This window comes from Domibacillus tundrae (genome assembly GCF_000970675.1).
Classification (GTDB): domain Bacteria; phylum Bacillota; class Bacilli; order Bacillales; family Domibacillaceae; genus Domibacillus; species Domibacillus tundrae.
The window spans coordinates 1-12161 of the sequence record NZ_LAJA01000042.1 but is presented as its reverse complement, the minus strand read 5'-3'; the positions used below and the strand labels follow the sequence as shown (position 1 = coordinate 12161).

Annotated in this window: 11 protein-coding genes and 1 pseudogene; 2 read left to right on the top strand and 10 right to left on the bottom strand. The window is 38.4% G+C overall.

Features of this window, described 5'->3' with window-relative positions:
• Positions 1-141: 141 nt before the first annotated feature.
• From VQ00_RS17470 to VQ00_RS19285, 3 genes are all read right to left on the bottom strand, one after another.
• Positions 142-579, bottom strand: coding sequence for a VOC family protein (locus VQ00_RS17470; RefSeq protein WP_046181410.1), 438 nt, complete (start codon positions 577-579; stop codon positions 142-144).
• A gap of 337 nt (positions 580-916) precedes the next feature.
• Entirely contained in the window at positions 917-1297 is a 381-nt protein-coding gene (locus tag VQ00_RS17465) for a VOC family protein (protein ID WP_046181409.1), read from the bottom strand.
• 250 nt (positions 1298-1547) lie between these two features.
• Positions 1548-1877, bottom strand: a complete 330-nt coding sequence (locus VQ00_RS19285) for a DUF5063 domain-containing protein (protein ID WP_281175943.1) — start codon at positions 1875-1877, stop codon at positions 1548-1550.
• Positions 1878-2243: 366 nt separating this feature from the next.
• On the opposite strand from VQ00_RS19285, the gene VQ00_RS17455 reads away from it, so the two are divergent.
• On the top strand, positions 2244-2981 hold the full coding sequence (locus VQ00_RS17455; RefSeq protein ID WP_046181407.1) for a glycosyltransferase: 738 nt from the start codon (positions 2244-2246) through the stop codon (positions 2979-2981).
• 721 nt (positions 2982-3702) lie between these two features.
• Here the strand turns inward: VQ00_RS17455 and VQ00_RS17450 are convergent.
• The 6 genes from VQ00_RS17450 to VQ00_RS17425 all read right to left on the bottom strand — a co-directional run bounded on the left by VQ00_RS17450 (position 3703) and on the right by VQ00_RS17425 (position 9725).
• Positions 3703-3978 carry a hypothetical protein gene (locus tag VQ00_RS17450; protein WP_046181406.1) on the bottom strand — a complete coding sequence of 92 codons (276 nt, stop codon included), beginning with the start codon at positions 3976-3978 and terminating at the stop codon, positions 3703-3705.
• Positions 3979-4182: 204 nt separating this feature from the next.
• Positions 4183-5079 carry an RCC1 domain-containing protein gene (locus VQ00_RS17445; RefSeq protein WP_046181405.1) on the bottom strand — a complete coding sequence of 299 codons (897 nt, stop codon included), beginning with the start codon at positions 5077-5079 and terminating at the stop codon, positions 4183-4185.
• 128 nt (positions 5080-5207) lie between these two features.
• Positions 5208-5636: a hypothetical protein gene (locus VQ00_RS17440; protein ID WP_046181404.1), complete on the bottom strand. Its 429-nt coding sequence runs from the start codon at positions 5634-5636 to the stop codon at positions 5208-5210.
• A 531-nt stretch (positions 5637-6167) separates the two neighbouring features.
• On the bottom strand, positions 6168-7853 hold the full coding sequence (locus VQ00_RS17435; RefSeq protein ID WP_046181403.1) for a methyl-accepting chemotaxis protein: 1686 nt from the start codon (positions 7851-7853) through the stop codon (positions 6168-6170).
• A 516-nt stretch (positions 7854-8369) separates the two neighbouring features.
• Positions 8370-9218: an aldo/keto reductase gene (locus VQ00_RS17430; protein WP_046181402.1), complete on the bottom strand. Its 849-nt coding sequence runs from the start codon at positions 9216-9218 to the stop codon at positions 8370-8372.
• A gap of 72 nt (positions 9219-9290) precedes the next feature.
• The gene (locus VQ00_RS17425; protein ID WP_046181401.1) at positions 9291-9725 is read right to left on the bottom strand and encodes a MerR family transcriptional regulator; all 435 of its coding nucleotides are present in this window, start codon (positions 9723-9725) and stop codon (positions 9291-9293) included.
• Between the two features lie 439 nt (positions 9726-10164).
• Between VQ00_RS17425 and VQ00_RS17420 the strand changes: the two are divergent.
• Positions 10165-11389, top strand: a pseudogene (locus VQ00_RS17420) (IS110 family RNA-guided transposase).
• Positions 11390-11478: 89 nt separating this feature from the next.
• Here the strand turns inward: VQ00_RS17420 and VQ00_RS17415 are convergent.
• Complete coding sequence (locus VQ00_RS17415; protein ID WP_052728654.1) at positions 11479-12099, bottom strand: GNAT family N-acetyltransferase; 621 nt, start codon at positions 12097-12099, stop codon at positions 11479-11481.
• Positions 12100-12161 lie beyond the last annotated feature (62 nt).

Here is a 12161-nt window from a genome sequence, read left to right as displayed (position 1 = left end):
AGGAATGCTGCCCCTTTAGCTGAATAAGAAAAGGCTGCCGAAATGACAGCCACAGCCGAGATATTAAACAAAAGCACCCCGATAGTTTAAGAAGAAATCTTTAAAGTTTGAAATCTAAATTATTTAAAGTCCATTCAATATTTATCTGAGTTTCTCCGCCAACTCTAAAATAATACCCTCTGGACCACGAACATAGCATAACTTATAACTTTCCTCATATTGCTGTATCTCACTAAAGATTTCCGTACCCCTCTTTTTCAATTTTGCAACAACAGCTTCAATATCTTCAACAGCAAAGCAAATATGTCGGATACCCAGCGTATTTGCAAAAGGTTGCTGAATATCTTTTTCATCTGATGGCGTATAAAATTTGACTAGCTCTATCCATGTCTGACCATCTGGCATCCCCAATCCTACACATGCCGTTTTAACATCATTAAGCCCAACTATTCTATCCAACTGTTCACCATCCAATTCCCATTCCGCTTGCACTTCAAGTCCTAAATCAAGAAAAAACGCTTTAGCCTCTGAAAGATTATTTACGTTTATACTCACATGATCTATTCTATTGATCTTCATATCTGATACCTCCTATGTTCCTGTTATTTTCAATACCTGTATTCGTGTAAAGTTTGTTCGAAATTCTAATTCCCTTAAAACAGGAAATATCCTTCTTCAACAAACCTGCCTTTTTAGCTGAATAAGAAAAGGCTGCCGAAATGACAGCCGAGATATTGAACAAAAGCCCCCGTTAGCCATCCATGCAGCGCAAGCATTGCACCACAGATTATGTAAGGCAACTCGTTCTTACATGGGAGTTTAAGTACATTTCTTCACAATCTTTCCTTCACATAACAAAAAAAGCCACCTGGATTTGGTAACCTTATCTGTAGCTCACAACTCGTTGTTTAGGAAATTACTTTTTTCCCATTACTGCAAAATAGTTTTCTTCATTATCTGCAAAGTTAAATACTCTACCAGATGGCATATTTACAATCTCTCCGACTGTAATATTTTTATTTAATAAGTCACTGTGTAATTGTTCAAGATTCTCCGTGAAAAACATTAAAGAAGGAGTACCGAGATTTAATCCAGGAGACATTTTAGAAACGAAATCCTTATTGTGCAGAATGACGCTTGTTTCTGCACCTTTTTTTGGAGCAATTTCAATCCATCTCAATCCCTGATTGTTGTTCTCTTCAGCTATTACAGTAAAGCCTAATTTTTCTGTCCAGAATTTCACTGCCTCATCTTGGTTATTGACATACAACATAATTTGACCGACTTTACTAAACATACTCCTTTCACTCCCTTATAAGAAGACTGTTTTTACTATCTAAATTAATATTCTTTGTTGGGAAGTAAAAATCCTTCTTCAATTAACCTGCCTCTTTACTTGAATAAGGAAGTACTTTACTTCTTATTTAAGTAAGGCCCCCTGTTATCTTTAAGTGTTGATATGTATACGTTACGAAATTGTTGATGGTTCTTATTTATTAACTTTTTAACTAACCTGATATGTGGTGGTGAAGCCCAGAATTCACCCTTCACTTAAGGGGTAGAATTCGGCTTTGATAGAAAACTCCTGTTTTGCGTTTGGAGCCGCCGTTATTTTGTAGTACCAGCAAGTGCAGCAAATGCACTTCTGAGTCGCCCAGGTCTCTTGTGTGGTTGCCCCAATGTGTTTCAAAGCTAAATTTCCATTCCCAGATTCCCTCTGTAAATTCTCGTTGCTCATACAAAAGTACTCCTTTTTTAACGTCTTTATAAATATCCAAAATATCATCAGATAAACTGGCCGCCACAGGTTCCTCTAATTTATAAGGATTGAAAACTTCCCAATAATGCTCGAATCCTTTGAAGTCTAATTTAGGAATAATTAGATCAAGACCAATAGCCTTATCGTTCTCTGGCTCAACATTGGAAGTTACATTGCCTTCGAATATAAATCTAAGAGCGAGACAAGGAGTTTTCCACTTTTATACATAGCCAGCTATTCAATTGAACACATAAAGATTTATCCGTCAGTTTCCCAAATGTATACCACTTACTCCGTCTCATTTTCCTATATTTTCATATAACTTCATTTGTAAATTCGTTGAATCCACTAACATTCTTATAAGAAACAGGAAAAATGTACAAGCAATCCGTCACTTTTTTCATATTTTATATAACTGAGTGGTATTAGATAGAATCAATCTTCTAAGCTGCCACTTTTTGAATTTGAATTATATAAAGAAAGGGTGAGAAAATTGACACAGGAAAATAGGAATAAGAAGTTTTCTATCATCATACCTGCCCACAATGAAGAAAAATATATAGCGGGGTGTCTGGAATCCATCAAAGCTGCTTCAAAGAGGTATAAGGATCAGGTTGAAATTATTGTTGTGTTGAATCGGTGTACAGATCGGACGGAGGAGATCGCAAAATCCTATAATGCGATCACGATCAAAAATAAGGACAAAAATCTTTCAAAGATTAGAAATGTAGGGGCGAAAGTTGCCACTGGAGATATTCTGATTACGATAGATGCAGATACCAGAATGTCTAAAGGATTCCTATCTAGAGTGAATTTGTTATTATCGAGCGGGTTATTTATCGGTGGCGGGACATCCGGGTTATTTGACCGTATGTCTTTGGGGATTCTAACATCTGTTGCAGCCATATCCATTCCAATGCTAATCAAGTATGGTTTGATTTCAGTTGGGATTTTCTGGTGCTACAGAAAAGATTTCGTGGCCATTAATGGATTCAATGAGGAATTGCTTATGGCCGAAGACGCTGATTTTGCCCATCGGCTGATGATGTGGGGGCTGGTAAATCGAAAGCTTTTCGGCATCATCCCTTTTGGCATGCTCACATCAAGCAGAAAGTTTGATAAATTCGGGGATTGGGTTATGGTCACAAACCCTCGCTATATATGGTCTTATCTGAAGGGAACGGACAAGAAGCGGGCGGAAGAATTGTATTATGATTATTAAGCAGGAAAGGGCTGGCGGATATTCCCCAGCCCTAAATAATAGGTCCTATAAAAAAAAAGGAGCTACCAGTAAAAACTGGTTAACTCTATAATACGAACGCATCCTTTAGTTAAGAGTAGGCAGCGATTTTTGATAATCCAGACGAATAATTTAAATCTCCAGATATTTTTTGAAAGTCGCAAAGTTCTCCTACTGCACAAGGGGGAATACATAAGAAGCGTCTCCGTAGGACAAGTGTTTATCCTTTTCATCCATCCACCCAACACCCCTGATCCAAATGTGCAATATAAAAAGTTTTCGCTCCCAATGCGAGTTGGCAAATTTGAAGTAAATCTTCCACTTGGTTCATGAACCGGTTATAATATTTGAGCTCCTGGTAAGAAATGTACATTGTGTCTCTCCTTAAAGGCCCATGATCGGCATATTGCCGTTTCATTCATGGACTATTTTGACTTTTCATAATCGCCCTTCCTTTTAAACTAGTTATGCTTGAGAAACCTATAACGTTGTTATCGGACAATTTTATATTTTTTCAAGCACGCTGAACGCCAATCGGCAGATGTACTATTTCCTATCTCTTGTTCAACTAACCTGCTCGTTAGCTGAATAAGAAAAGCTACCAAAATAACAGCCGAGGTATTAAACAAAAGCCCCTGTTAGCTAAAAAAAATAACTCCATTTCACCCTGCCCGTTAGTAACTCCTCGTCCATCTGAGAGTTATTACTTGTCAGGTATAAGTATGATTCTATATTCTGTACCTAATTCTTCTTGCACTTTTCCAGTAAGATTTTGCCCGATTTCATTGTATTCATTTATTGGGATTTTCTTATATTGTTTAGTCCATTGATATAAGTCATCTTTAAGATTATCTGTCAACGGAAAGTCATCAATATCGAGATTCCAGCCACATATGTTGCACCAAATAGGGTCAGCTACAAAATCTGCTTCTAGTTTAAATGAAGTGGTAAATTCGCAATCACAAACATCTTTTAACATCAAAAGTCATCTCCCAAAAATAAAATATTCTACTCGCCGGTTATGCAACTAATCTGCCCGTTTGTTCAATAAGAAAAGGAGGTGCCGCAGCAACTCCCGTTCTTAAACATATGCCCCCGTTAATTGAATAAAGAATTTATATCTTTTATGTTTAATCCTTTTTTGATTTATTAGTTGCAGGGACTGTACCCATTTATCCGTAAACTAATTGTTTGGCAGTTGCAAACCGTGCCATCCGCTTACATCACATTGTCCATATTGATTATCACCCACAGCAATCACAGTGCCGTCCGATTTAAGACCGACCGTATGGGCACAACCTGCTGCTATCGCCACTATATCACGCCATTTACTTACATTACATTGTCCATATTCATTCCAACCAACAGCAACCACAGTACCGTCCGATTTAAGACCGATTGTATGTTTACTACCCGCTGCTATCGCTTTAATACCGTGCCATCCGCTTACATCGCATTGGTCATGTTTGTTCAAACCCACTGCCGTCACAGTCCCACCCGATTTAAGACCGATTGTATGAAGATACCCCGCCGTCACCGCTACAATATCGTGCCATTCGCTTACATTGCATTGGCAATAACGATTATTACCCACAGCCATCACAGTCCCATCTAATTTAAGACCGATTGTATGCCAGTCCCCCGCTGCAATCCCTACAATATCATGCCATCCGCTTACATTGCATTGGTTTTCATTATCTCGACCCACAGCCACCACGGTGCCATCTGCTTTAAGACCAATGGTACGCCGCCAACCCGCCGTTACCGCTACAATATCGCACCAGTCATTTACATTACATTGGTTATGCTTGTTCCAACCCACGGCAACCACAGTCCCATCCGATTTAAGACCGATTGTATGAGCATTCCCCGTGTTCGTCGCCATATGAACATTACCAGCCGCGACCGAAACAATTTCGTGCCACTCGCTTACGTCACATTGTCCATATTTATTATCACCAACAGCCATCACCATTCCATCAGATTTAGTCCCAACGGTATGACGAGCCCCCGCTGCTATGGTACCTTTAGCCAAATTTTTCACCTTTAACTCCGCTTCTTTCGGTGAATTGTAAACCATGTTTTACCTCCCTGAAAACAAGACCTATTTTTAATTGTATCACTTTTGCTTATTATGCTAACCTGCCCGTTTGTTCAATAAGAAAAGGAGGTGCCGCAGCAACTCCCGTTCTTAAACATATGCCCCCGTTAGCTTAATAAGAAACTGTCCCATATAGTTTCATCAACCATAAAAAATCCCTCGTGTGAGCATACAGCCAATATACATTTATCATTTTGATAAAACATTAAGTCTTCTGGCAGCTCTGGGCTAATCCAATCAAAAAGAGAATTGCTACGCTTTTTCAAAAATTGCCTTGTAGCATTATTCAACTGAAAATAAAAAACGTATGCTGTACCTCCAGAAAGTTTTGTGGTTTCCCATTTCCGTTGAATTTTCCTTTCAAGTAAATGTCCTTTAATATCGACCGTCAAATTATCAATATAGGCAAGACGCTCTTCTTCATTCTCCATCATTTGTCTATTCTCAACAAAAGCAAAACGATTACAATGTTTTGCTAGTAAATTTATTAATTGTTTATAGGATTTGCCTTTTACATTTTCAGTTATCCTTAGCATATTAATTCCTCCTCATCACACTACATTGCTTTTTTTACATCCACGAACCTTTTCCTGGTTATTCAACTAACCTGCCCGTTAGCCATCCATGCAACACAACCACTGCACCACAGATTATGTAAGGAAACTCGTTCTTACATGGGAGTTCAATAAGAAAATCAACATCAGTCTTTATATACATATTATCGTCCCTGCTTTATAAACCCGAGTGATCATCTGGTCGCAGCTTGTATCCTCTATAGGCGTTTTTCCGATTTTCATCTACCTTATCAACACCTAACACTACCTTCTTTATAAAATAGGCTACACGTGCTTCTAGAGGCTTGCTCGTCATAATCTATCTGTTTCAGTTTAATTGTTTTTCAGTCCCATCATGAAATTCGCCGTTACTTGAATCCGCTTCACTCTAGGCTTCTACGATACTTGCTTTTGTATGCGTTTATATGAATAAATTTGTAACATCTTTTATTTTCCACTTCTCATATTCAAAAAATCCTCACTGGCATTAAACCAGTGAGGATACCTTTTTTATTAAGCTTTGAATTTACTTATCACTTGTTGTAAATCCTGAGCCATTTCACTTAAAACTACCGCTGAAGCTGAAACTTCTTCCATTGCGGCATTTTGTTCCTCGGCTGAAGCAGCCACGTTCTGTATATTTCCTGACGATTGTTCAACAATATGACTGGCATCTTTCATCATTCCCATCATATTCTGCGAACTCGAATTTACTTGTTCCACAATAGCAGAAACCTCTTGAGATTCGGCAGCTATCTGTTCAATTGACTTTACGATTTCTCGGAAGGCTTCACCCGTTTGATCCACCATTTTAATGCCCTGTTGGACAATGTCTGCACCGTTATTCATCGATTGGACAGCCTTTTCTGCTTCCGTTTGTATCTCCTGTATAAGATAACGAATTTGACCTGCTGCGTGAGCGGATTGTTCAGCAAGTTTTCGGACTTCATCTGCTACAACCGCAAAACCCTTTCCTTGTTCACCTGCCCGAGCCGCTTCTATAGCAGCATTTAACGCTAATAAGTTCGTTTGACTTGCAACCTGTGTAATCAGTTCAACAATTTGTCCAATTTCCTTTGATTTTTCACCAAGAGCGTTCACAACCACTGAAGATTCAGTTGTAGAATCTTGTACAAGGTTCATTTGTTCGACCGTTCGGGTAACTACTGTATTTCCAACGTTTGCTCTCTCATTCGCAGCAGCTGTTAAGTCTGCAACAGATTGAATAGAAGCTGCAGCCTGGTTCATTCCTCTTGAAATTTCATCGACCGCTTGACTAGACTCTACGGCACTAGAGACTTGTTTCTCTGAACTAGCTGCTACTTCTTGGATAGCCATTGCAATTTGTTCCGTCGCTGTACTCGTCTGTTCAGCACTTGCAGATAATTCTTCCGATGTTGCGGCTACTTGCTCGGCATTTGAGCCAACTTGATGAATCAACTCTCGAAGGTTGATCTTCATTTGATTAAAGGAATTTGCCAAATCTCCAATTTCATCTCGATACTTCACATGAATGTCATCTTGAGTCAAATCACCCGATGCGATACTTCCTGCTCCTTTTGCAAGAGATAAAATAGGTTTGGTAATCATTCGGGTAATCATCGTACCTATTATAATAGCCAAAATAAAAGCGGTTACGCTCAAGATCAGCACCGTTGTTTTAACTGAGTGAACCATATCAGAATTCGCTTTGCTTCCTTCCTCCATACTTGTTGCTTGTAAAACCCCTACTTTATCGGCTGTATCTCTTATTTCTCTTGCTAGCGGGATAACTTCTTCGCCAGCGAACTTTTGAGCTTCCTCTTTTTTGGTCTCCGTCAAAGTAACAAAGTTCTCTGCCTTACTTTTAAATTCCTCATTCAATGTAGAAAGCTCTTTCATGGAATCTTTGACTTCTTGACGACGAACTAAACTGTTTGTACTTTTAATTTTTTCATCAATTCCAGCAATAGATTCTGATAAAGCCTCTGCAGAACCCTCTTCCTCTAATAAAAGTCCTCGTACGTTTGAAATTTCTCGTGAAGCATAGTTTTGGATGTCTTTTACGTTTGACAGAATTACCGCTCGACGATCAACTAAATCCGAGTAGGAATCATCCACTTTTTGAATGTTGTAATAGGATATAAAACTAATAATGCCAAGAAGAACGGCAATGCTTAAAAATCCGCCCATCAACTTTTTTCCAATTGTAAAACTCATTGACAACACTCCATTACCGATTATTTACACATCTTTTATTTATATCGGTAATTCACTTTAGATATTGAACTGCAAAATATTATTTTCGTTATATTCCATATAATTTTGTATTTGTTATTAACCTGCTTTTGTATGCGTTTATATGTAAATAAGCAGAACAGCCAAATGTGGGTTTATGGCGTAGCTTAAATAAGTACGTTTAATAAACAGGCTACCCTGAAAATATCCTTCCAAAAAGACGTTTTTTCATGCGCCATGGTGCGAATCTTATTAGCATGGCTGTCTCTGTTAATTTTTTATAGGTCTTATTGAATTAACGCACCCTTTAGTTGAAGAAGAATTATTGAAGTTGGGTTTACTATAAACCTTAAAACGCACTTTAAAGCAGGAATATTTGTGAATTTATTAAAGGATTGTTTTTCTTTAAGCGGCAAAAAAATAATCGCATGAAATCAACGCTCTAAATGAGCTAATTTCATGCGATTACTATTCTAAAAATTCACAAAATAATCTCTCTTATAAATCTAATTTTCTTTCGGCAAGCCACTTAATCATATTTGGGTCAGCGTGTGAGAAGAACTGGCTTTCTCCAATATTTAAGGTCACAATAGCTGCTTTATCTTCATTAGTTAAGCTGAAGTCAAAGACATCAATATTTTCTGCCATACGTTCTGGATTTGTCGTTTTTGCTAAGACTACAATTTCTTGCTCCACGAGCCAACGTGAAATGACTTGTGCAACTGACTTATTATATTTCTTACCTATTTCACTAAGAATTTCATTTTGAAAAATCTCATTTTTCCCTTCTGCAAAAGGAGCCCATGCTTCAGGACAAATCCCTTGTGCTTTTAACGCTTCAATAGCTTCTGTTTGTTGGTTGAATGGGTTAATCTCAATTTGGTTGATAGCTGGAGTTACTTCGTTGAACAATGATAAATCCACTGCACGGTCAACTGCAAAATTTGAAATACCAATGGCACGTATTTTCCCTTCTTTTTGGAGTTCTTCCATCGCACGCCATGCACCATAAATATCATTATAAGGCTGGTGGATAAGTAATAAGTCAACATAGTTTAATCCAAGACGATTAAGTGAACCTTGAAAAGAATTCATTACGCCATCATACGATACGTTTTCAATCCATATCTTCGTTGTAATGAAAAGCTCTTCGCGAGCAACGCCTGAATTTTTAACTCCTAATCCGACTTCCGTTTCATTCATATAAGATTGTGCGGTATCAATATGACGGTAACCAGCTTTGATAGCATCAATCACCGCTTGTTCTGTTTTTTCTCCAGGGATTTGGAATACTCCAAAACCTAAAATTGGAATTTCAACACCATTATTGAGTTGTACAGTTTTCATTCTTTCTGCCTCCTTATTGGTTAATTACATAAGGCTACTATAAACTGTGGAGTCAACTCCATAGCAAGAAATTTATTCGCGTTTTTTGAAATGTTTCATCTCCCATAACTTTTCCACGTTATCTTTTGTCAATTCACCACTTTTGAACTTCCCTATATGGTCGTCATAGGTGTCAATCTTATATTGTAAGAGGGAACGTACTTCTTTCATTTTCTCTATATTTTTTTCAACTTCCTCTAATTGGTCGACCAATATTTGTTTTTGAGCGTCCTCCACATTTTGGGTTTCACTAAGCCTTGCAAGTGAAGCAAATTCAATCAATGACTCAATGGATAATCCTGCTGAACGAAGGCTTTTTGCAAGAAAAATCCAATTCAAATCACTGGTTTGATAATTACGATAACCATTTTTATCACGCGTAACTGGTGGTATCACACCAATTCTTTCATAGTAACGAAGAGTGTCAACCGATAGGTCAAACATTTCTGCAACTTGTTTACTGTTCATAGTTTTCCTTCCTAAACTTTTTTAAATTTATCTTACCCCAATTGAAAAAAACAGAACGTAAGTCTCCGGGTTTTTAGCAACGAGCTAAAAAGGGGTAACTTCTTCAACTAACCTGCCTCTTTTGTTCAATAAGAAAAGGAGGTGCCGTAGCTACCTCCTTTGGTAAGCTAAAGCACCCCGTTAGCCATCCATGTAGCGCAAAATCAGCGCTACACCACAGATAATGAAAATGAATGTAGAACGGGGTATAGAATACTACGGCTGGAAGAGGAAGGTCGATCAACTATGGTGCCGTAGAGCCCATCCGTTAGTCTGACTCCAACGACCACGGTGCATCACAGAATGTCGCTCCCTTACGGGAAGCACTCATGGGAGATTAATCCTACTCTGGTTGTTGCACCAGCCTCTACTGATAGCTGCCGTAGAAAGGATGATTACAATGGACGTAATCATTGAACGAGCATGTGGCATGGATGTTCACAAAGACTCGATTACTGCTTGTATTGTGACGCCGAACGGAAAGGAGATTCAGACGTTTTCCACTAAAACGGTATTTCTAATACAGTTAATGGACTGGATTAAGGAGCATGGTTGTACCCACGTAGCGATGGAGAGTACAGGGGTGTTTTGGAAACCTATTGTAAACTTACTGGAAGCCGAGAATATCGAGTTTTTAGTCGTGAATGCTCAACATATGAAAGCAGTCCCCGGACGCAAAACAGATGTTAAAGATGCCGAATGGATCGCCAATCTTCTCCGTCATGGATTACTCAAGGCTAGTTATATTCCTGATCGAAATCAACGGGAACTGCGGGAGTTAGTTCGGTACCGCCGCAGTATTATTGAAGAGCGTGCTAGGCAGCATAACCGGATTCAAAAAGTATTAGAAGGAGCGAATATCAAGCTTGGCTCTGTTGTTTCCGACATCATGGGTGTTTCAGCTCGTGACATGCTTCGTGCCATCGCAGATGGCGAGGATGATCCTGAAAAACTGGCAAGCTTCGCTCGCCGTACAATGAAGAAAAAAAAGAGATGAACTTGAACTTGCCCTCCGGGGCTATATCAACCCACATCAACGCCTAATGATCAAGACCATTCTAACGCATATTGATTTTCTTAGTGAACAGATTGAGATACTAAACCAAGAGGTGGCTGCTAGATTGACCTCATCCCAAGAAGACATTGAACGGCTGGATTCCATTCCCGGTATCTCCACACGTATGGCCGAACAAATCTTAGCTGAAATCGGAACCAATGTCGGAAAGCAATTCCCGAGTGCTTCCCATTTATGTTCTTGGGCAGGACTAGTACCTGGGCATAATGAAAGTGCGGGCAAAAGGAAGGCAGCAAACATGAAAAAAGGAAATAAATATCTAAAATCTGCTTTAATAGAGGCTGCCCATTCCGTGCGGGGATCAAAAAACTACCTTGGAGCCTTGTATCGGCGCACAGCAGCCCGTAAAGGGAAAAAACGTGCCGGAATTTCCGTCGCTCATGCCATATTGAAAATTTCCTATTACCTCCTAACACGTAAAGAAATGTACGTAGACTTAGGCGAAGATTATTTTGACAAACAAAAACAACTCTCTATTGTACGATATTCTATTCGAAGACTAGAAAACCTGGGGTACAACGTTACGATCACTGAACCGAAGGTCTCCTAATCCCAAAACAGCACGATCGCGAATATGGCGCTGAACATTTTTAAAAAATGAATGGGCTGCGTCTACTTTAGTATGGCCATTTTATGAAGTTAAAGAGTTGAATTTTCATGGGAGTTTAAGAAAAATTCTTCTTTTAAGATTGAAAATATCTTAGTATCTTTAAATTCTCCTTTAATGAATTCATTTTGACGAAGAGTACCTTCATAGCACATACCAGCTTTCAACATTACTTTTTCAGAACCAAAATTATCAATATCACATCTTCCTTGAATGCGTTTTAATTGAATTGTTTCAAATCCAAATTTTATTAATTCAATAATGGCTTCTGTTGCAAAACCCATCCCCCAGTAGTTCCGATTTAGTACATAGCCAACTTCTGCATTCCTGTGTTCATTAGACCATTCGATAAAAGAACAAGTACCGATTACTTTACTGCTTTCTTTATGAACTATTGCTAAATCACCAGATTGACCCTTCTCATAATTTTCAATAACAACACTAACAAAATTATTGAATGTCTCCTCTTTTGATTTATTAACTTCCCAAGTCATATGATTAGCTACTTCAGGATCTGAAGAAAATTCAAATATATCCTCAAGATCACTTAATTCGACTTTTCTTAAAATAAGACGACTTGTTTCAAAAGTAGGTATATCTTTTAAAAACTCCTCTATTTGCATACATATCCCCTTAAGTTCAATGATTTTCATTACCTATTCTATCGTTTTTTTTATTTTCCTTCTTTACCTATTCTCCCTCTATAAACATTGAT